Origin of the sequence: Enterobacter cloacae complex sp. IR53041, assembly GCF_049238285.1 — a bacterium.
Taxonomy (GTDB): Bacteria; Pseudomonadota; Gammaproteobacteria; order Enterobacterales; family Enterobacteriaceae; genus Enterobacter; species Enterobacter roggenkampii.
The window spans coordinates 1-21138 of record NZ_JBMKHB010000019.1 but is presented as its reverse complement, the minus strand read 5'-3'; the positions used below and the strand labels follow the sequence as shown (position 1 = coordinate 21138).

Sequence of the window (21138 nt, the reverse complement as noted above, 5' to 3'; positions counted from 1 at the left end):
GTGCGGGGTGAAACAGGAGATTAGCCTCGCTCCCGGGTAACCGGAAGCGAGGCGAGGTCAATCAGGAGCGTTTCAATAGCAGCCAGAGACTGATCAGGAGGAAGCTGGCGCTTGGCAGCAGCGCACCGATAATCGGCGGAATGCCATAAACCAGCGTCAGCGGACCGAAGATCTGATCGAGCACGTAGAACACAAAGCCGAAGCTGATGCCGGTCACGACGCGGACCCCCATCGGCACGCTGCGCAACGGACCGAAGATAAACGACAGCGCCATCAGCATCATTACCGCCACGGACATCGGCTGGAAGATTTTGCCCCACATGTTGAGCTGATAGCGTCCCGCATCCTGTCCGCTCGACTTCAGGTATTTCACATAGTTGTGCAAACCGCTGATGGAGAGCGCGTCAGGATCCAGCGCCACGACGCCGAGCTTATCGGGCGTCAGGTTGGTTTTCCACGTACCGGTTACCGTCTGAGCACCCGTAATCTGTTTCGGATCGGTCAGGTCAGATTCATCAACCTGGGACAACCGCCACTGCTTATGTTCGGCGTCAAACTTCGCCGAAGAGGCGTGGCGAACGGACTGCAGACGGCGCTGGTCATCGAAAGCGTAGATGCTCACCCCGCCCAGTTCATCATTCCCCTTCACCCGTTCGATGTAGACGAAGTTTTTACCGTCTTTCGCCCATAAACCTTGCTGAGTCGAGAGCAGTGAGCCGCCGTACATGGCCTGAGCACGGTAGTTACGCGCCATCTGTTCGCCCTGCGGCGCGACCCACTCGCCAATCGCCATGGTCAACAGCACCAGGGGGATGGCGGTTTTCATTACCGACAGCGCGACCTGCATACGGGTAAAACCCGAAGCCTGCATAACGACCAGCTCACTGCGCTGCGCCAGCATCCCCAGCCCCAGCAGCGCCCCCAGCAGGGCCGCCATCGGGAAGAAGATCTGCACATCTTTCGGCACGCTGAGCAGGGTATACATCCCCGCGCCCAGCGCGTCATAACTCCCCTGCCCGGCTTTTTTCAGCTGATCGACAAATTTGATAATGCCGGAGAGGGACACCAGCATGAACAACGTCATCATGATGGTGGTAAAAATGGTTTTACCGATATAGCGATCAAGAACGCCAAACGCCTGCATTAGATGGCTCCTTTACGCGAGAATCGGGCACGTATGCGGCGCACAGGCACCGTATCCCACAGGTTTAACCCCAGCGCCAGTAAGATGTACAGGCTGTTAACGAACCATGTCCAGACCATAGGGTCCAGCTTACCCTTCGCGCCGTTGGAACGAATCGAGGTTTGCAGCAGGAAATAGATCAGGTAAAGCAGCATCGCTGGCAGCATAGAGAGCACGCGTCCCTGACGTGGGTTCACCACGCTCAGCGGAACGACTATCAGCGCCATCATGAACACGGTGAAGACAAGCGTAATACGCCAGTGGAACTCAGCACGCGCTCGGTTGGTATCGGTATTCCAGAGGGTACGCATGTCCATTTGCTCAGTATCCGTTGGATCGAGCGCCACGGTCTGATGGCCGATAATGGCCTGATAGTTCTGGAAATCCGTAATGCGGAAGTCACGCAGCATCGCGGTGCCTTCGAAACGGGTGCCTTTGTTCAGCGTCACGACCTGAGAACCATCTTTGCGCTGAGCAAGCTGACCGGAGTCGGCAACCACCACAGAAGGACGCGCGTTACCTTTAGGACGCAGCTGCGCCAAGAAAACATCGTTGAATTTGCTGCCGTCAACGCTCTCAATAAACAGCACGGAGTTCCCGTCGGTTGCCTGCTGGAACTGCCCCTGAGCTAACGCCGCCATGCCGGGGTTGGCTTTCGCTTCGGCCAGCACTTCGTCCTGATGGCGAGAAGACAGAGGACCCGCCCACATCACATTCACCGCCGCAACGATACCCGTGAACAGCGCCAGTATCATGGCGGCTTTGACCAGCACCGCTTTGCTCAGGCCACAGGCATGCATCACCGTGATTTCACTCTCGGTGTAGAGTTTCCCAAGCGTCATGAGCAGGCCAAGGAAAAGACTTAGCGGCAGGATAAGCTGCGCCATTTCCGGGATCCCTAAACCAAGCAGGGAAAGCACCAGATTTGTTGGAATTTCGCCGTCAACGGCCGCACCGAGGATCTTAACCAGCTTCTGACAGAAAAAAATCAGCAGCAGGATGAAGAGGATCGCCAGTTGGCTTTTGAGCGTCTCCCGCACCAGATATCTTATGATTATCACTTTAAATACGCCCGTAAAAACCCGTCTCTTTGCTGGAAAATCGCTTGTTTCATGGCTTAAACGTCATTTATTCTCTTGAGTCGTCGAAATCATCGCTAAGATTAAAACATCCGGCGGATTCACGCTTCAGGACTTTTTCTGACGTGTCGAAACCGTAGTAACGTAAGATTAACACGAAGTCACCACAACAGCGGACATGAGTTACGAAAGGTTTCAATTCTATCCGTAGCCGCCGCCGTTGTCTTTAAGATTCAGGAGCGTAGTGCATGGAGTTCAGTGTAAAAAGCGGTAGCCCGGAGAAACAGCGGAGTGCCTGCATCGTTGTGGGCGTCTTTGAACCACGCCGACTCTCCCCGATCGCCGAACAACTCGATAAAATCAGTGACGGCTATATTAGCGCCCTGCTGCGCCGTGGCGAACTGGAAGGCAAACCTGGGCAGACGCTGTTACTGCACCATGTTCCGAACGTACTGTCAGAGCGCATTCTGCTGATTGGCTGCGGCAAAGAACGCGAGCTGGATGAACGTCAGTACAAGCAGGTGATTCAGAAAACCATCAATACGCTGAATGATACCGGTTCAATGGAAGCCGTCTGCTTCCTGACCGAGCTGCACGTTAAAGGGCGTAACACCTACTGGAAAGTGCGTCAGGCAGTCGAAACGGCAAAAGAGAGCCTGTACAGCTTCGATCAGCTGAAGACCAATAAAAGCGAGCCGCGTCGTCCGCTGCGTAAAATGGTCTTTAACGTGCCAACCCGTCGCGAGCTGACCAGCGGCGAGCGCGCCATTCAGCACGGTCTGGCGATTGCCGCCGGTATTAAAGCGGCAAAAGATCTCGGCAACATGCCGCCGAACATCTGTAACGCCGCTTACCTCGCCTCTCAGGCGCGCCAGCTGGCCGACGCCTACAGCAAAAACGTGATTACCCGCGTCATCGGCGAACAGCAGATGAAAGAGCTGGGAATGCACTCTTATCTGGCGGTCGGTAACGGCTCGCAGAACGAATCCCTGATGTCGGTTATCGAGTACAAGGGCAACCCGGCCGAAGACGCGCGCCCTGTCGTGCTGGTCGGTAAAGGCCTGACCTTCGATTCCGGCGGTATCTCCATCAAGCCTGCGGAAGGCATGGACGAGATGAAATACGACATGTGCGGCGCGGCGGCGGTTTACGGCGTGATGCGCATGGTCGCGGAGCTTCAGCTGCCGATCAACGTGATCGGCGTCCTGGCGGGCTGCGAAAACATGCCCGGCGGTCGCGCGTATCGCCCGGGTGACGTCCTGACCACTATGTCTGGCCAGACGGTAGAAGTGCTGAACACCGACGCTGAAGGCCGTCTGGTACTCTGTGACGTGTTGACCTACGTTGAGCGCTTCGAGCCAGAAGCGGTCATTGACGTCGCCACCCTGACCGGTGCCTGCGTGATTGCGCTGGGCCACCACATTACCGGCCTGATGTCTAACCATAATCCGCTGGCGCACGAGCTGATTAGCGCCTCGGAGCAGGCCGGTGACCGCGCATGGCGTCTGCCGCTGGGTGATGAATATCAGGAGCAGCTGGAGTCTAACTTCGCGGATATGGCGAACATTGGCGGACGTCCTGGCGGGGCGATCACCGCGGGATGCTTCCTGGCGCGCTTTACCCGCAAGTACAACTGGGCGCACCTGGATATCGCGGGCACCGCATGGCGCTCCGGTAAGGCCAAAGGCGCAACCGGTCGTCCGGTGGCGCTGCTGTCGCAGTTCCTGCTCAACCGTGCGGGTTTTAACGGCGACGAGTGATATAAAGTGCCGGGTGGCGGCTTCGCCTTACCCGGCCTACAACGTCATTCAACCGTAGGCCGGGTAAGCGTAGCGCCACCCGGCTTTGCATTTAAATCCACGACAAGAAGCCCCATATTATGAAGAATGCAACGTTCTACCTTCTGGACAACGACACCCATCAGGATGGACTCAGCGCCGTCGAACAGCTGGTGTGTGAAATTGCCGCAGAACGTTGGCGCGCAGGCAAACGCGTGTTGATAGCCTGTGAAGATGAGCAGCAGGCGATTCGTCTCGATGAAGCGCTGTGGGCCCGCCCGCCGGAGAGCTTTGTTCCGCATAACCTGTCAGGCGAAGGGCCACGCGGCGGGGCGCCGGTGGAAATTGCCTGGCCGCAAAAGCGCAACAGCAGCGCGCGCGACATTCTGATTAGCCTGCGGATAGATTTTGCAGATTTTGCCACCGCTTTCACAGAAGTGGTAGACTTTGTCCCTTACGAAGAATCCTTGAAACAACTGGCACGCGAACGCTATAAAGCGTACCGCCTGGCTGGTTTTAACCTGAATACGGCAACCTGGAAATAATGGAAAAGACATATAACCCACGCGATATCGAACAGCCGCTTTACGAGCACTGGGAACAGCAGGGCTATTTCAAGCCTAACGGCGACGAAAGCAAAGAGTCCTTCTGCATCATGATCCCGCCGCCGAACGTCACCGGCAGTTTGCATATGGGTCATGCTTTCCAGCAGACCATCATGGACACCATGATCCGCTACCAGCGCATGCAGGGCAAAAACACCCTGTGGCAGGCGGGGACTGACCACGCGGGTATCGCGACCCAGATGGTGGTTGAGCGTAAAATTGCCGCTGAAGAAGGGAAAACCCGCCACGACTACGGTCGCGACGCGTTCATCGACAAAATCTGGCAGTGGAAAGCGGAATCTGGCGGCACCATTACCCGTCAGATGCGCCGTCTCGGCAACTCCGTGGACTGGGAGCGCGAGCGCTTCACCATGGATGAAGGCCTTTCCAACGCCGTGAAAGAAGTCTTCGTCCGCCTGTATAAAGAAGACCTGATTTACCGCGGCAAGCGCCTGGTTAACTGGGATCCAAAACTGCGCACCGCGATTTCCGATCTGGAAGTGGAAAACCGCGAGTCTAAAGGCTCCATGTGGCACATCCGCTATCCGCTGGCCGACGGCGCAAAAACCGCTGACGGTAAAGATTACCTGGTGGTCGCGACCACCCGTCCGGAAACCCTGCTGGGCGATACCGGCGTGGCCGTTAACCCGGAAGATCCGCGTTATAAAGATCTGATTGGCAAATTCGTGGTGCTGCCGCTGGTAAACCGCCGTATTCCGATTGTGGGCGACGAACACGCCGACATGGAAAAAGGCACCGGCTGCGTGAAAATCACCCCGGCGCACGACTTCAACGACTATGAAGTGGGTCGTCGTCACGCCCTGCCGATGATCAACATTCTGACCTTCGACGGCGATATCCGCGAAAGCGCAGAAGTGTACGACACCAAAGGCAACGAATCCGACGTCTATTCCAGCGACATCCCGGCCGAGTTCCAGAAGCTGGAACGCTTTGCCGCGCGTAAAGCCATCGTGGCTGCTGTTGACGCACTCGGCCTGCTGGAAGAGATCAAGCCTCACGATCTGACCGTGCCGTACGGCGACCGTGGCGGCGTGGTTATCGAGCCAATGCTGACCGACCAGTGGTACGTGCGTGCCGACGTGCTGGCGAAACCGGCTGTTGAAGCGGTTGAGAACGGCAGCATTCAGTTCGTGCCGAAGCAGTACGAAAACATGTACTTCTCCTGGATGCGCGATATTCAGGACTGGTGTATCTCCCGTCAGCTGTGGTGGGGTCACCGTATCCCGGCATGGTACGACAACGAAGGCAACGTGTACGTTGGCCGCAGCGAAGATGAAGTGCGCCAGGAAAACAACCTGAGCGCTGACGTTGCCCTGCGTCAGGACGAAGACGTGCTGGATACCTGGTTCTCCTCCGCGCTGTGGACCTTCTCCACCCTCGGCTGGCCAGAAAACACCGACGCGCTGCGTCAGTTCCACCCAACCAGCGTGATGGTGTCCGGCTTCGACATTATCTTCTTCTGGATTGCCCGCATGATCATGATGACCATGCACTTCATCAAAGACGAAGACGGCAAGCCGCAGGTTCCGTTCCATACCGTCTACATGACCGGTCTGATCCGCGACGACGAAGGCCAGAAGATGTCCAAATCCAAGGGTAACGTCATTGACCCGCTGGATATGGTTGACGGTATTTCTCTGGAAGAGCTGCTGGAAAAACGCACCGGCAACATGATGCAGCCTCAGCTGGCGGAGAAAATCCGCAAGCGCACCGAGAAGCAGTTCCCGAACGGGATTGAGGCTCACGGTACCGACGCCCTGCGCTTCACCCTGGCAGCGCTGGCCTCGACCGGCCGTGACATCAACTGGGACATGAAGCGTCTGGAAGGTTACCGTAACTTCTGTAACAAGCTTTGGAACGCCAGCCGCTTTGTGCTGATGAACACCGAAGATCAGGATTGCGGCTTCAACGGCGGCGAGATGACCCTCTCCCTGGCCGACCGCTGGATCCTGGCGGAATTCAACCAGACCGTGAAAGCGTTCCGCGAGGCGCTGGACAGCTACCGCTTCGATATCGCGGCGGGCATTCTGTATGAATTCACCTGGAACCAGTTCTGTGACTGGTATCTGGAGCTGGCGAAGCCGGTCATGAACGGCGGCACTGAGGCGGAACTGCGCGGCACGCGCAACACGCTGATTACCGTTCTGGAAGGCCTGCTGCGCCTGGCGCATCCGGTTATTCCATTCATCACCGAGACCATCTGGCAGCGCGTGAAGGTGATTGCAGGCATCAACGCCGACACCATCATGCTGCAGCCGTTCCCGGCATTCGATGCAGCTAAGGTTGATGAAGCGGCGTCTGCGGATACCGAGTGGCTGAAGCAGGCGATCGTGGCGGTACGTAACATTCGTGCTGAAATGAACATCGCGCCGGGCAAACCGCTGGAGCTGCTGCTGCGCGGCTGTAGCGAAGCGGCCGTTCGTCGCGTCACCGAGAACAACACCTTCCTGAAAACCATGGCGCGTCTGGAAAGCATCACCGTGCTGCCTGCTGATGACAAAGGTCCGGTTTCCGTGACCAAAATCATCGACGGTGCCGAGCTGCTGATCCCGATGGCAGGTCTGATCGACAAAGACGCTGAGCTGGCTCGTCTGGCGAAAGAAGTGGCGAAAGTCGACGTGGAAATTGGCAAAATCGAAAGCAAACTGGCGAACGAAGGCTTTGTTGCCCGCGCGCCGGAAGCGGTCATCGCGAAAGAGCGTGAGCGTCTGGTTGCCTTCGCCGATGCGAAGACCAAGCTGATTGAGCAGCAGGCGGTTATCGCTGCCCTGTAATGCTTTTACCCCTTACGCTTCAGGGCGTAAGGGGTAACCTTCCTGAAAACTCCTCGCTTGCACTCCCCTTTCTGCGGTGCTATTAACAGCAGTTATGTGTCAATTTTTGTAATGAGTAATGCTATGAGCGTGATTACCCCCGTCACGACGACGATGCGCCGGATCGCTGAGCAGGATAACCCGGCTATCGCCGCCGTTATTCGCACCGTTTCTGCCGAATATGGACTGACGGCTGACAAGGGCTACACGGTTGCCGACCCGAATCTGGACGCGCTTTTCCAGCTCTACAGCCAGCCTGGTCATGCCTACTGGGTCATCGAGCAGAACGGTCAGGTCGTGGGCGGCGGCGGCGTGGCGCCCCTCAGCTGCAGCGAGCCGGATATCTGCGAACTGCAGAAAATGTATTTCCTGCCAGCGGCACGCGGACAAGGACTGGCAAAAAAGCTGGCGCTGATGGCGCTGGACCACGCGCGCAAGCAGGGTTTTACCCGCTGCTACCTTGAAACGACCGCCTTCCTCAAAGAGGCCATCGGCCTGTATGAACATCTGGGCTTTGAGCATATCGATGCGCCGCTGGGCTGTACCGGCCACGTTGATTGCGAAGTCAGAATGCTGAAAAGTCTGTAACTTTCGTTCCTGCCCTCTTCTGTTAAGCGGCTGTAAACTGAATGCTCTACACTCTCAGTTCACACCACAACGGGGGAAACACGATGTCGAAGATAAAAAGCTACGCCGCACCGCAGGCGGGTGCAGAACTAGAGCTGTACGAGTACGATGCGGGCGAACTAAAAGCAGAAGACGTCGAAGTACAGGTTGATTACTGCGGGATCTGCCACTCGGATCTCTCGATGATCGACAACGAATGGGGCTTCTCCAGCTATCCGCTGGTTGCCGGGCACGAAGTTATTGGCCGCGTCGTGGCGCTCGGTAGCGCCGCGCAGGAAAAAGGGCTGAAGGTTGGCCAGCGCGTGGGCATTGGCTGGACGGCACGCAGCTGCGGTCACTGCGATGCCTGTATCAGCGGCAATCAAATCAACTGCCTCGAAGGCGCCGTTCCCACCATTCTCAACAAAGGCGGTTTTGCCGATAAACTGCGCGCCGACTGGCAATGGGTCATCCCGCTGCCGGACAGCATTGATATCGAATCCGCCGGTCCGCTGCTGTGTGGCGGCATCACCGTCTTCAAGCCGCTGCTGATGCACCATATCACCGCTACCAGCCGCGTCGGCGTCATCGGTATCGGCGGACTGGGGCATATTGCCATTAAGCTGCTGCACGCGATGGGCTGTGAAGTCACGGCGTTCAGCTCGAACCCGGCGAAAGAGAAAGAAGTGCTGGCGATGGGGGCGGATAAAGTGGTGAACAGCCGCGATCCGCAGGCGCTGAACGCGCTGGCGGGCCAGTTTGACCTGATCATCAACACCGTTAACGTGGATCTCGACTGGCAGCCGTACTTTGAAGCGCTGGCCTACGGCGGTAACTTCCACACCGTGGGTGCGGTAATGAAGCCGCTGCCGGTTCCGGCGTTTACCCTGATCGGCGGGGATCGCAGCATCTCCGGTTCTGCAACCGGTACGCCGTACGAGCTGCGCAAACTGATGAAATTCGCCGGACGCACCAAAGTGGCGCCGACCACCGAACTGTATCCGATGTCAAAAATCAACGAAGCGATCCAGCACGTGCGCGACGGCAAAGCCCGCTACCGCGTGGTGCTGAAAGCAGATTTCTGATGTGAGTTTGCCGGGTGGCGGCTTCGCCTTACCCGGCCTACTTTCACTGCTGCGCCAATACGTTAAATACTTCCGCTACCGCGACCGCTCCCGGATCCATCACCCCATCCAGGTTCTCTTTATTGACATACGACGAGCGTCCCGCGCCGACTTTCGCCATCTTCGACGTTGCTTCTGCGCCCTGCTGCGCGGCCTGCGCTGCCGCCTGAATATTGCCTTTCTGTAACGCCTCCAGCGCCGGTTGCAGCGCATCGATCAGCGTGCGATCGCCGAGATCTGCCCCGCCGTACTGCTTCATCTGCGCAAGTCCACTGAGCAAGGCCTCCGGGAGCGTCTGACCATCGTGAAGCTTTTGCCCGGCCGCGGTAAAGAAGATCGACATCAGCACGCCGCTCGACCCGCCCATTACCGTAGCCAGCCGCTCGCCAACCAGTAACAGCAGCTTAGGCACGTCATTAAGCGGGAGCGCGTTCTCCTCCAGGCGCTGCGCAATATCCCGCGCCACTTGCGCAAAGGTAGAGCCGGTATCGCCATCCCCCACTTTAGCATCCAGCGCGTTCAGGCGGTTTTCGAGCTGGAGCAGCGTTGTCGTCACGGAGGAGACAAACGCACGCACCTGTGGATTGTCAGACGGAGTGTACTCCACACGGTCATGAATGGCGCTGTGCGCCACGGTGCGCAGTGGCGCAAACGCGACGGGCTTCTGCCAGCCCAGCGTCTCGACGTCGGCGTGAATCGCCTTTTCAAAGAAATCGTTGAGCTTCAGCAGCGTCAAAGAAAAGCCTTTCATATCCAGCGCGCTGACCAGCGGCGCAGGGCCAATCAGGTACGCGATATTCTCTTTCAGCGCCGAGTGCGCCAGCTCTTTGGTCAGCAGCGCCATCTCCAGCGCCGATACGCCGCCAAGATTGTTAATCAGCACCGCAAAACGCCCCTCCCCCGCCTGCGCGCGTAACGGCGTCACCAGGGTGTCGATAATGGCTTTGCTGTTTTGCGTATCCACCACGGAAGCCCCGGGCTCGCCGTGAATGCCCAGGCCCAGCTCGACATGGCCTTGCTTAATGCGCCCCTCTTCATCGTCGCTGCCCGGCAGGTTGCACGTTTGCATCGCTACGCCCAGGCTCCAGAGGTTATCGCAGGCCTGTTGCGCAATATCCCGCACCTCGCTCAGCGATTTCCCCTGCTCCGCCGCATAGCCCGCAATCTTGTGCACCAGTGCCGTACCGGCAATACCGCGCGGCTGCTTGTTATCCGGCAGCGCGATATCGTCCGCCACAATCACCATCTCCACCTTCAGGCCGTAGCGTTTGGCCTTTTCAGCGGCCAGGCCGAAGTTCAGGCGGTCGCCGGTGTAGTTTTTGACGATCAGCAGACAGCCGCGATCGCCCGTGACCGCGACGATGGCATTCAGTACCGCATCCACGCTCGGCGAGGCAAACAGATCGCCGCACACAGCCGCCGTCAGCATCCCTTTCCCAACAAACCCGGCGTGTGCGGGTTCGTGGCCTGAGCCGCCGCCGGAAATTACCGCCACGCGGCTTTTATCCCAGTCGCCGCGCGCGACGATCCTGATGGCCGGATCGATATCAAGCTTGACGAGATTGGCATGTGGCGCAGAGAGCAGTATGCCTTCAATGGCATCGTTGACCAGCTGTTTGCGATCGTTAAAGAAGAATCTGGACATAGTTTCCCACTATTTTGTGAACCGTATGCAAAAGCATAGTCCGCGCTGGATAATGCGCCGCAAAGTCAGCAATTTACTCAGCCGTTTTACCGTCAGGTTGCCTATACTCCACCCAGGACTATGAGAGGAAGCGCATCATGAGTACACCATTGTTAATTGCCCGGACGCTGGAAAAAGAGCTCTATTTACTGCCCGCGATGGCGAACCGCCACGGTCTGATCACCGGTGCGACCGGGACGGGGAAAACGGTCACCCTGCAAAAGCTGGCGGAGTCGCTTTCGGAGATTGGCGTACCGGTCTTTATGGCTGACGTAAAAGGCGATTTAACCGGTGTGGCTCAGGAGGGTACCGCCTCTGAAAAACTGCTCGAACGGCTGAAAAATATTGGCATCACGGACTGGACGCCGCACGGTAACCCGGTGGTGGTATGGGACATCTTCGGTGAAAAAGGCCACCCGGTACGCGCCACCGTCTCCGATCTTGGCCCGCTGCTGCTGTCCCGTCTGCTTAACCTCAACGACGTGCAGTCCGGCGTGCTGAATATTATCTTCCGCATTGCCGATGACCAGGGGCTACTGCTGCTTGATTTCAAAGATCTGCGCGCCATTACGCAGTACATCGGCGATAACGCCAAATCCTTCCAGAACCAGTACGGCAACATCAGCAGCGCCTCGGTGGGCGCTATTCAGCGTGGGCTACTGACGCTTGAGCAACAGGGCGCTGAACATTTCTTTGGTGAACCCATGCTGGATATCAAAGACTGGATGCGCACCGACAGCAGCGGCAAAGGGATTATTAACATCCTGAGCTCCGAAAAGCTCTACCAGATGCCGAAACTCTACGCCGCCAGCCTGCTGTGGATGCTCTCTGAACTTTACGAACAGCTGCCAGAGGCGGGCGACCTTGAGAAGCCGAAGCTGGTGTTCTTCTTTGATGAAGCGCACCTGCTGTTTAACGATGCACCGCAGGTGCTGCTGGACAAGATCGAGCAGGTTATCCGCCTGATCCGTTCCAAAGGCGTCGGCGTTTGGTTTGTCTCGCAAAACCCGTCGGATATCCCCGATAACGTACTGGGACAACTCGGTAACCGCGTACAGCACGCCCTGCGCGCCTTCACGCCGAAAGATCAAAAAGCGGTAAAAGCCGCTGCGCAAACCATGCGCGCCAATCCGGCCTTTGATACCGAAGCCGCCATTCAGGCGCTGGGAACCGGTGAAGCGCTGATCTCGTTCCTGGATGCAAAGGGCAGCCCGTCCGTGGTGGAACGCGCCATGGTCATTGCGCCTTGCTCGCGCATGGGGCCGGTGACCGACGATGAACGCAACGGCCTGATTAACCACTCAACGGTTTACGGGAAGTACGAAGACGAGGTGGATCGCGAATCTGCTTTCGAGATGCTGCAAAAAGGAGTCCAGGCGACAACGGAATCGCAGGATGCGCCTGCCGCTAAAGGGCAGTCTGTCGCCGTGGATGACGGCATTCTTGGTGGACTCAAAGACATCCTGTTCGGCAGCACCGGGCCGCGCGGCGGCAAACGCGACGGCGTAGTGCAGACCATGGCGAAAAGCGCCGCGCGACAGGTCACCAATCAGATCGTACGCGGCATGCTGGGGAGTTTGTTAGGCGGCCGTCGCCGCTAGACGCGGAACCCACGGGCGGCCCAGCGCCGAACCCTGTACGCCGTTCTCCTGCAGGTAGCGGTCAATTTCCACCATCCCCGTCCAGCGGTTCTCACACCACAGCGGTGCCAGAAGCGTTGGACGGCGGGCGCTGGCCGAGATGCGGTGGTAGACAATCTCCGGTGGCGTGTGGCGAATCATCTCCCCCGCCGTCACCGTATAGTCCTCAAGCTCGATACCGCTTAACCGCCCGGCCTCCCAGGCTTTCGCCATAATGCTGCCCTTCACGATATGCAGCGGATGAAGCTTGATGCCGTCCACGCCGGTTTCAACGACTTTTTCCAAGGTTTCAAGGCCATGCTGTTGACCTTCACCGGGCAGACCGACAATCAGATGTGAACAGACCTTCAGCCCGCGCTCGCGTGCCAGCCGCGTGGTGCGCTGGTAGCAGGCGAAATCATGGCCACGGTTGATACGGTGCAGCGTTTTGTCATGTGCGGTTTGCAAGCCCAGCTCCAGCCAGATCTCGTAGCCTTGTTCTTTGTACTCGCTGAGCAGGTCCAGCACCGCGTCCGGTACGCAGTCCGGGCGGGTTCCCACGCACAGCCCAACGATACTGGCCTGGCTGACGGCCTGCTGATACATCGATCGCAATACCTGCACCTCCGCCCACGTGCTGGTGTAAGCCTGAAAATAGGCCAGATACTGCTTCGCACGGTTCACCAGGCTGGCCTGGTGGGCAAGCTGCTCAGCGATAGAGTTATGTTGCTGTGCTTCATCGGCAAACGACGCGACGTTACAGAAGGTGCAGCCACCGCGCCCGATGGTGCCGTCGCGATTCGGGCAGCTAAACCCGCCGTGCAGCGTCAGCTTATGAACCTTTTGCCCGTACCGCTGCAAAAGATCCCCACCAAACATATTGACTAATTTCTGTAACTGCATAATCTGATAGACCGTCCCGGAGAAAGGGGACAAGCCTGCCATTTTTAGCCTCTGTCGGCGATGACCTGGATCAATCGCCCTGGACGGCCTTTATCTATATGAATAAATACTCAGGATTACTGCAATTTCATTCACGCCGCATGTGATTACTTTTCCTTATGTTCTGATTGTTTTTTTCATTTATAGCGCCATCACTGAAAAACAGTGTGTTTATGCGGGTTTGCGGCCAATGCCAGATTATTGTTCTGCTATAAAACCGCTATTCAGCACGCTACAGGGATAATACCGCTTTCATATAGTGAGTCAGATCACACTCCGCTGCGCTCTTTCAGGGCATTCATTCAATGTAAAATTAGTTAAATAACCTTAAAATACAAACAGATAAACTCTCTTTAGCACATTTTTGTATAAATAAGATTGCCATTTGACCTGTGTACCAATTCCCGATAAGTTGGAAATCCGCTGGAAGCTTTCTGGATGAGCGGCCTGCTCATCATATTTATGCAGTAATTGAGATTTCCTCTGAAGCAAGTCCTCAAACTTGTTTACCTGCGCGAAAGGATGAAAAAGAGGGCGAATGCGAGGTCCGCGTATGAAACGCAAACCCCGTCGCCATGCTCTTTCTGTGCCTGTGCGCCACGGTAAAGTTCAGTGGGAAGCCCGACGAGCCTGGGGAGGTTCACTGATATGTTGTACGATAAATCCCTTGAGAAGGATAACTGTGGTTTCGGCCTGATCGCCCACATAGAAGGCGAACCTAGCCACAAGGTGGTGCGTACCGCTATTCACGCACTGGCCCGTATGCAGCACCGTGGCGCCATTCTTGCCGATGGTAAAACTGGCGACGGTTGCGGCCTGCTGCTGCAAAAACCGGATCGTTTCTTCCGCATCGTGGCGGAAGAGCGCGGCTGGCGTTTAGCCAAAAACTACGCTGTCGGCATGCTGTTCCTGAACCAGGATCCTGAAAAGGCTGCCGCCTCACGCCGCATCGTCGAAGAAGAACTTCAGCGTGAAACCCTGTCGATTGTCGGCTGGCGCGATGTGCCAACCAACGAAGGGGTGCTCGGTGAAATCGCCCTCTCCTCGCTGCCTCGTATTGAACAGATTTTCGTCAACGCGCCTGCGGGCTGGCGTCCGCGTGATATGGAACGCCGTCTGTTTATCGCCCGCCGCCGCATTGAAAAACGTCTCCAGGACGATAAAGAGTTCTACGTCTGTAGCCTCTCTAACCTGGTGAACATCTATAAAGGTCTGTGTATGCCGGCTGACCTGCCGCGCTTCTACCTGGACCTGGCGGACCTGCGTCTGGAATCGGCCATTTGCCTGTTCCACCAGCGCTTCTCCACCAACACCGTTCCACGCTGGCCGCTGGCGCAGCCGTTCCGCTACCTGGCGCATAACGGCGAGATCAACACTATTACCGGTAACCGCCAGTGGGCCCGCGCCCGTACCTACAAGTTCCAGACGCCATTGATCCCTGACCTGCATGATGCCGCGCCGTTCGTGAACGAAACCGGCTCGGACTCCAGCTCGATGGATAACATGCTGGAACTGCTGCTGGCGGGCGGGATGGATATCGTGCGCGCCATGCGTCTGCTCGTGCCGCCGGCCTGGCAGAACAACCCGGATATGGACCCTGAGCTGCGCGCGTTCTTCGACTTTAACTCCATGCACATGGAGCCGTGGGACGGCCCGGCGGGCATCGTCATGTCCGACGGTCGTTTCGCTGCGTGTAACCTGGACCGTAACGGCCTGCGTCCGGCGCGCTACGTCATCACCAAAGATAAGCTCATCACCTGCGCCTCTGAAGTCGGCATCTGGGATTACCAGCCTGACGAAGTGGTCGAGAAAGGCCGCGTCGGTCCGGGCGAGCTGATGGTGATCGACACCCGCAGTGGACGCATCCTGCACTCCGCCGAAACCGACAACGATCTGAAGAGCCGCCATCCGTACAAAGAGTGGATGGAGAAAAACGTGCGTCGTCTGGTGCCGTTTGAAGATCTGTCGGATGAAGAAGTGGGCAGCCGCGAGCTGGATGATGACACCCTCGCGAGCTACCAAAAGCAGTTTAACTACAGCGCGGAGGAGCTGGACTCCGTCATCCGCGTGCTCGGTGAAAACGGCCAGGAAGCGGTCGGCTCGATGGGTGACGATACCCCGTTTGCCGTGCTCTCCAGCCAGCCGCGCATCATTTACGACTACTTCCGCCAGCAGTTTGCGCAGGTCACCAACCCGCCAATCGATCCGCTGCGTGAAGCCCACGTGATGTCTCTGGCCACCAGCATCGGTCGCGAGATGAACGTCTTCTGCGAGGCCGAAGGCCAGGCGCACCGTCTGACCTTTAAATCGCCGATCCTGCTGTACTCCGATTTCAAACAGCTCACCACCATGAAAGAGGAGCACTATCGCGCCGACACGCTCGATATTACCTTCGACGTGAACGACGCGAGCCTCGAAGAGACGGTGAATGCGCTGTGCGACAAAGCCGAACAGATGGTGCGTAACGGTACCGTGCTGCTGGTATTGTCCGACCGCAACATCGCGAAAAACCGTCTGCCGGTGCCTGCACCAATGGCGGTGGGCGCTATCCAGACGCGTCTGGTGGATAAGAGCCTGCGCTGCGACGCCAACATCATTGTTGAAACCGCCAGCGCGCGCGACCCGCACCACTTTGCCGTGCTGTTAGGCTTTGGCGCGACGGCGATCTACCCGTACCTGGCCTATGAAACGCTGGCCCGTCTGGTGGATACCCGCGCGATCGACAAAGATTACCGCGCGGTGATGCTGAACTACCGTAACGGCATCAACAAAGGTCTGTACAAGATCATGTCCAAAATGGGCATCTCGACCATTGCCTCCTACCGCTGCTCGAAGCTGTTTGAAGCGGTCGGCCTGCACGATGAGGTCGCCAACCTTTGCTTCCAGGGCGTGGTCAGCCGCATCGGCGGCGCCGGTTTTGCTGACTTCCAGCAGGATCTGGTGAACCTGTCCAAGCGCGCCTGGCTGGCACGTAAGCCGCTGGATCAGGGCGGTCTGCTGAAATACGTTCACGGCGGCGAGTATCATGCCTACAACCCTGACGTGGTGCGCACGCTGCAGCAGGCGGTTCAGAGCGGCGAATACCGTGATTATCAGCAGTACGCTGAACTGGTGAACAACCGTCCGGCGGCGACGCTGCGCGACCTCATTGCCCTGAATCCGGGTGATGAAGCGGTCAGCATTGACGAAGTCGAACCGGCATCCGAACTGTTCAAACGCTTCGATACCGCGGCGATGTCCATCGGCGCGCTGAGCCCGGAAGCCCACGAGGCGCTGGCGGAAGCCATGAACAGCATCGGTGGCAACTCTAACTCCGGCGAAGGCGGTGAAGATCCTGCCCGTTACGGCACCAACAAAGTGTCCCGTATCAAGCAGGTGGCATCCGGCCGCTTTGGCGTGACGCCAGCGTACCTGGTCAACGCCGACGTGATTCAGATTAAAGTCGCTCAGGGTGCGAAACCGGGCGAAGGCGGTCAGTTGCCGGGTGATAAAGTTACCCCGTACATCGCCAAACTGCGCTACTCGGTACCGGGCGTGACGCTGATCTCCCCGCCGCCGCACCACGATATCTACTCTATCGAGGACCTGGCGCAGCTGATTTTCGACCTGAAGCAGGTCAACCCGAAAGCGATGATCTCCGTGAAGCTGGTTTCCGAACCGGGCGTCGGCACCATTGCCACCGGCGTGGCGAAGGCCTATGCGGACCTTATCACCATCGCCGGTTATGACGGTGGTACCGGCGCAAGCCCGCTCTCCTCCGTGAAATATGCGGGCTGCCCGTGGGAACTTGGCCTGGTGGAAACCCAGCAGGCGCTGGTGGCTAACGGTCTGCGTCACAAGATCCGTCTGCAGGTGGACGGTGGCCTGAAAACCGGCCTCGACATCATCAAGGCGGCGATTCTGGGTGCGGAAAGCTTTGGCTTCGGTACCGGCCCAATGGTTGCGCTCGGCTGTAAATACCTGCGTATTTGCCACCTGAACAACTGCGCAACCGGTGTTGCGACCCAGGACGAGAAGCTGCGTAAGAACCACTACCACGGCCTGCCGTTCAAAGTGACCAACTACTTTGACTTCATCGCCCGTGAAACCCGCGAGCTGATGGCGCAGCTGGGCGTGAAGCGCCTGGTAGACCTGATTGGCCGTACCGACCTGCTGAAAGAGCTGGAAGGCTTCACGGCCAAGCAGCAGAAGCTGGAGCTGTCTAAGCTGCTGGAAACCGCGCAGCCGCATCCTGGCAAAGCGGTCTACTGCACCGAGAACAACCCGCCGTTCGACAACGGCGTGCTGAACGCGCAGCTGCTGCAGCAGGCGAAACCGTATGTGGACGACAAGCAGAGCAAAACGTTCTGGTTTGATATCCGCAACACCGACCGTTCCGTGGGTGCCTCCCTCTCCGGCTACATTGCACAGACGCACGGTGACCAGGGGCTGGCAGCCGATCCGATTACCGCACACTTCAGCGGTACTGCGGGTCAGAGCTTCGGCGTGTGGAACGCAGGCGGCGTTGAGCTGTACCTGACCGGCGATGCCAACGACTACGTCGGTAAAGGCATGGCGGGCGGTCTTCTGGCGGTACGTCCTCCGGTCGGCTCAGCCTTCCGCAGCCATGAAGCCAGCATTATCGGTAACACCTGCCTGTACGGCGCAACCGGCGGTCGTCTGTTTGCCGCGGGCCGTGCGGGCGAGCGTTTTGCGGTGCGTAACTCCGGTGCTATCACCGTGGTGGAAGGCATTGGCGATAACGGTTGTGAATACATGACGGGCGGGATTGTTTGCGTTCTGGGTAAAACCGGCGTGAACTTCGGCGCAGGCATGACGGGCGGTTTTGCCTACGTCCTGGATGAAGACGGTGAGTTCCGTAAACGCGTGAACCCTGAACTGGTAGAAGTGCTGGACGTTGACACGCTGGCCATTCACGAAGAACACCTGCGCGGTTTGATTACCGAACACGTGCAGCATACCGGTTCTTCGCGCGGCGAAGAGATCCTGGCGAACTGGCCGGCGTTCTCTGCGAAATTCGCGCTGGTTAAGCCGAAGTCCAGCGATGTTAAAGCCCTGTTGGGTCACCGTAGTCGTAGCGCAGCAGAGCTGCGCGTGCAGGCGCAGTAAGGAATTCAGATGAGCCAGAACGTATACCAGTTTATCGACCTGCAGCGTGTTGATCCGCCAAAGAAACCGCTGAAGATCCGCAAAATTGAATTTGTTGAAATCTACGAGCCGTTTTCAGAAGGCCAGGCCAAAGCACAGGCAGACCGCTGCCTGTCCTGCGGTAACCCTTACTGCGAATGGAAATGTCCGGTACACAACTACATCCCGAACTGGCTGAAGCTGGCCAACGAAGGGCGTATTTTCGAAGCCGCCGAGCTCTCTCACCAGACCAACACCCTGCCGGAAGTTTGCGGCCGCGTGTGTCCTCAGGACCGTCTGTGCGAAGGTTCCTGTACGCTGAACGACGAGTTTGGCGCGGTGACCATCGGCAACATCGAGCGCTACATCAACGATAAAGCGTTCGAGATGGGCTGGCGTCCGGATATGACCGGTGTGCGTCAAACCGACAAGCGCGTGGCGATCATCGGCGCGGGCCCGGCGGGCCTGGCCTGTGCGGACGTGCTGACCCGCAACGGCGTGAAGGCGGTGGTCTTTGACCGTCATCCGGAGATCGGCGGCCTGCTGACCTTCGGTATCCCGGCCTTCAAGCTGGAAAAAGAGGTCATGACCCGTCGCCGCGAAATCTTCACCGGCATGGGCATTGAGTTCAAACTGAACGTGGAAGTGGGCCGCGACGTGCAGCTCGACGATCTGCTGAAGGATTACGACGCCGTGTTCCTGGGCGTGGGTACCTATCAGTCCATGCGCGGTGGTCTGGAGAACGAAGACGCGCCGGGCGTGTACGACGCGCTGCCGTTCCTGATTGCCAACACCAAGCAGATCATGGGCTACGGCGAAACCGCCGATGAGCCTTTCGTCAGCATGGAAGGCAAACGCGTGGTGGTGCTGGGCGGCGGTGATACCGCGATGGACTGCGTGCGTACCTCGATTCGTCAGAATGCGGCACACGTGATCTGCGCCTACCGTCGTGACGAAGAGAACATGCCGGGCTCTAAGCGTGAAGTGAAAAACGCACGTGAAGAGGGCGTGGAATTCCAGTTCAACATCCAGCCTCTGGGTATTGAAGTGAATGCCAACGGTAAAGTGAGCGGCGTGAAGATGGCGCGCACTGAGATGGGCGCACCGGATGCAAAAGGCCGTCGTCGCGCCGAGATCGTGGCCGGTTCTGAACACGTGATCCCGGCCGACGCCGTGGTGATGGCGTTCGGTTTCCGTCCTCACAGCATGGAATGGCTGGCGAAGCACAGCGTTGAGCTGGACTCGCAGGGCCGTATTATTGCGCCAGAAGGCAGCGATAATGCCTTCCAGACCAGCAATCCGAAAATCTTCGCCGGTGGCGATATCGTTCGCGGTTCCGACCTGGTGGTGACGGCGATTGCCGAAGGGCGCAAAGCGGCTGACGGGATACTGAACTACCTGGAAGTGTAAGAAAAAAGGGAATAAACCTTCCGGTTTATTCCCTTTGTTACCTACAGCGTAATCAAAAAAATTTCAGATATTTCAGCATGAAGGTTGCCAGCCTATCAATGCTTGAGTCAGCTGCAAGAAAAAAACAGGCATTTCATTGGCGATAGAAATAATGAAGAGCTATTTTTTACTCTCCGAAATGCTACCTCGTCAGCAGAGTCCAGGTTAAGTCACTTTCCAGTACGGTTTGATCGGTGATGCGGCTAAACGCATTGTCATCCAGCACAGGTGATAGCGTGACCCGGAAATTCATCTGCTGGCCTGAAGGCACCTGATTATCATCAACCGCAATAACCGCTTCATTATTACGCACATAAAACGGCGAAGGCGTGCCGCTTTGCGGAGTAAAACCGAGCTGATCGACCGTTTTGCCGACGGTGTAATTTTTACCATCGATGGTCATATCATCGATTTTAACCGCCATCCCGCCAGACTGGCCGAATGTGAAGCGCCCTTTATCGCCTGCCGTCCCCTGTAACAACACCGCCATTTGCTGCGGCTGCGGACAGTAAACATTAACGTTGAGGGTACGGTCCGCCATTTTGTGCCAGTTCTGCTGGGTTTTATCGATATTATCTCGACGCATTTCATGGTAATCCACCACCGGCTGCGAAAGCGATATTTGGCAATCTTCCGCATTTGCAGTCGCCACGAAGAAAAGTATCCCCAGCGCTGTTAATCCTACTGTTTGTTGATAATTCATCGGCATACTCCGTTTACTTCTTCATAGAAGGCGTCTTCATTGCGTTTCTCAGGAAGAGCGAAATCGAGTTTGCACAAACGATTGTTGTTGGCGTCCATGGCGTACAGCGCCGGTAACTGATCCGCATCGTTGATAAAGACATGACCATCATCAACGACCGTCACAATGTAGTTGCCCTTCTCATCCACGATTGCCAGCCCTTTTCTCAGCGGCTGACCATCGGTTTGCTTCATACGCAGCATCACACGTCGGCTGTTCAGCACCTTGAAGTCAAGCTCGCTGACTGAAGCGTGACCTGCGGCGATATATCGGTAATGGTGCCAACTTACTGATTTAGTGTATGATGGTGTTTTTGAGGTGCGCCAGTGGCTTCTGTTTCTATCAGCTGTCCCTCCTGTTCAGCTA

13 protein-coding genes and 1 pseudogene are annotated in these 21138 nt (G+C 57.3%); 8 read left to right on the top strand and 6 right to left on the bottom strand.

All coding sequences use genetic code 11. The features are described from left to right. Positions 1 to 61: 61 nt before the first annotated feature. Both lptG and lptF read right to left on the bottom strand, forming a co-directional pair. Positions 62 to 1144: an LPS export ABC transporter permease LptG gene (lptG, locus tag ACOTXF_RS14555; protein WP_047746900.1), complete on the bottom strand. Its 1083-nt coding sequence runs from the start codon at positions 1142 to 1144 to the stop codon at positions 62 to 64. Continuing rightward, a complete protein-coding gene (lptF, locus tag ACOTXF_RS14550; RefSeq protein WP_021242268.1) occupies positions 1144 to 2244 on the bottom strand; it encodes an LPS export ABC transporter permease LptF in 1101 nt (366 codons plus the stop codon). The genes lptG and lptF overlap by 1 nt, the downstream gene beginning before the upstream one ends. Before the next feature lie 266 nt (positions 2245 to 2510). Here lptF and pepA point away from each other — a divergent pair, with 266 nt between their 5' ends. The 5 genes from pepA (at position 2511) to ahr (ending at position 9170) form a co-directional block, all read left to right on the top strand. Then, on the top strand, positions 2511 to 4022 hold the full coding sequence (gene pepA, locus ACOTXF_RS14545) for a leucyl aminopeptidase (RefSeq protein WP_008501434.1): 1512 nt from the start codon (positions 2511 to 2513) through the stop codon (positions 4020 to 4022). Between the two features lie 119 nt (positions 4023 to 4141). Beyond that, on the top strand, positions 4142 to 4585 hold the full coding sequence (holC, locus tag ACOTXF_RS14540) for a DNA polymerase III subunit chi (RefSeq protein ID WP_008502815.1): 444 nt from the start codon (positions 4142 to 4144) through the stop codon (positions 4583 to 4585). Continuing rightward, on the top strand, positions 4585 to 7440 hold the full coding sequence (locus ACOTXF_RS14535; protein WP_023294670.1) for a valine--tRNA ligase: 2856 nt from the start codon (positions 4585 to 4587) through the stop codon (positions 7438 to 7440). Before holC ends, ACOTXF_RS14535 begins: the two co-directional genes overlap by 1 nt. Before the next feature lie 123 nt (positions 7441 to 7563). Further along, on the top strand, positions 7564 to 8067 hold the full coding sequence (locus ACOTXF_RS14530; protein WP_421635286.1) for a GNAT family N-acetyltransferase: 504 nt from the start codon (positions 7564 to 7566) through the stop codon (positions 8065 to 8067). An 83-nt stretch (positions 8068 to 8150) separates the two neighbouring features. After that, a complete protein-coding gene (gene ahr / locus ACOTXF_RS14525; RefSeq protein ID WP_048962172.1) occupies positions 8151 to 9170 on the top strand; it encodes an NADPH-dependent aldehyde reductase Ahr in 1020 nt (339 codons plus the stop codon). A gap of 43 nt (positions 9171 to 9213) precedes the next feature. On the opposite strand, the gene ACOTXF_RS14520 is transcribed toward ahr, so the two are convergent. Further along, positions 9214 to 10854: a dihydroxyacetone kinase subunit DhaK gene (locus ACOTXF_RS14520; RefSeq protein WP_232926973.1), complete on the bottom strand. Its 1641-nt coding sequence runs from the start codon at positions 10852 to 10854 to the stop codon at positions 9214 to 9216. A 137-nt stretch (positions 10855 to 10991) separates the two neighbouring features. Between ACOTXF_RS14520 and ACOTXF_RS14515 the strand changes: the two genes are divergently transcribed. Continuing rightward, positions 10992 to 12494: a helicase HerA-like C-terminal domain-containing protein gene (locus ACOTXF_RS14515; RefSeq protein WP_126325208.1), complete on the top strand. Its 1503-nt coding sequence runs from the start codon at positions 10992 to 10994 to the stop codon at positions 12492 to 12494. Here the strand turns inward: ACOTXF_RS14515 and ACOTXF_RS14510 are convergent. Further along, positions 12474 to 13415, bottom strand: a complete 942-nt coding sequence (locus ACOTXF_RS14510) for a TIGR01212 family radical SAM protein (protein ID WP_115415101.1) — start codon at positions 13413 to 13415, stop codon at positions 12474 to 12476. The genes ACOTXF_RS14515 and ACOTXF_RS14510 overlap by 21 nt on opposite strands. A 687-nt stretch (positions 13416 to 14102) precedes the next feature. Here ACOTXF_RS14510 and gltB point away from each other — a divergent pair. Both gltB and gltD read left to right on the top strand, forming a co-directional pair. Continuing rightward, the gene (gene gltB / locus ACOTXF_RS14505) at positions 14103 to 18563 is read left to right on the top strand and encodes a glutamate synthase large subunit (RefSeq protein ID WP_021242273.1); all 4461 of its coding nucleotides are present in this window, start codon (positions 14103 to 14105) and stop codon (positions 18561 to 18563) included. Between the two features lie 9 nt (positions 18564 to 18572). Further along, on the top strand, positions 18573 to 19991 hold the full coding sequence (gene gltD / locus ACOTXF_RS14500; RefSeq protein ID WP_048962165.1) for a glutamate synthase subunit GltD: 1419 nt from the start codon (positions 18573 to 18575) through the stop codon (positions 19989 to 19991). A 181-nt stretch (positions 19992 to 20172) separates the two neighbouring features. Here the strand turns inward: gltD and ACOTXF_RS14495 are convergent, their stop codons facing one another. Beyond that, positions 20173 to 20733: a hypothetical protein gene (locus tag ACOTXF_RS14495; protein WP_048962163.1), complete on the bottom strand. Its 561-nt coding sequence runs from the start codon at positions 20731 to 20733 to the stop codon at positions 20173 to 20175. After that, positions 20730 to 21044, bottom strand: a pseudogene (locus tag ACOTXF_RS14490) (FimD/PapC C-terminal domain-containing protein); the annotation flags it as partial. The pseudogene ACOTXF_RS14490 and the gene ACOTXF_RS14495, both read right to left, overlap by 4 nt. Between the last annotated feature and the right edge of the window lie 94 nt (positions 21045 to 21138).

What these genes read in the sequence shown, in the direction of transcription:
- ACOTXF_RS14535 (WP_023294670.1), top strand. Translation starts at nt 4,585, where the DNA reads ATGGAAAAGACATATAACCCACGCGATATCGAACAGCCGCTTTACGAG.
- ACOTXF_RS14510 (WP_115415101.1), bottom strand. Translation starts at nt 13,415, where the DNA reads ATGCAGTTACAGAAATTAGTCAATATGTTTGGTGGGGATCTTTTGCAG.
- ACOTXF_RS14520 (WP_232926973.1), bottom strand. Translation starts at nt 10,854, where the DNA reads ATGTCCAGATTCTTCTTTAACGATCGCAAACAGCTGGTCAACGATGCC.
- holC (WP_008502815.1), top strand. Translation starts at nt 4,142, where the DNA reads ATGAAGAATGCAACGTTCTACCTTCTGGACAACGACACCCATCAGGAT.
- gltB (WP_021242273.1), top strand. Translation starts at nt 14,103, where the DNA reads ATGTTGTACGATAAATCCCTTGAGAAGGATAACTGTGGTTTCGGCCTG.
- gltD (WP_048962165.1), top strand. Translation starts at nt 18,573, where the DNA reads ATGAGCCAGAACGTATACCAGTTTATCGACCTGCAGCGTGTTGATCCG.
- ahr (WP_048962172.1), top strand. Translation starts at nt 8,151, where the DNA reads ATGTCGAAGATAAAAAGCTACGCCGCACCGCAGGCGGGTGCAGAACTA.
- ACOTXF_RS14515 (WP_126325208.1), top strand. Translation starts at nt 10,992, where the DNA reads ATGAGTACACCATTGTTAATTGCCCGGACGCTGGAAAAAGAGCTCTAT.
- lptG (WP_047746900.1), bottom strand. Translation starts at nt 1,144, where the DNA reads ATGCAGGCGTTTGGCGTTCTTGATCGCTATATCGGTAAAACCATTTTT.
- pepA (WP_008501434.1), top strand. Translation starts at nt 2,511, where the DNA reads ATGGAGTTCAGTGTAAAAAGCGGTAGCCCGGAGAAACAGCGGAGTGCC.
- ACOTXF_RS14530 (WP_421635286.1), top strand. Translation starts at nt 7,564, where the DNA reads ATGAGCGTGATTACCCCCGTCACGACGACGATGCGCCGGATCGCTGAG.
- ACOTXF_RS14495 (WP_048962163.1), bottom strand. Translation starts at nt 20,733, where the DNA reads ATGAATTATCAACAAACAGTAGGATTAACAGCGCTGGGGATACTTTTC.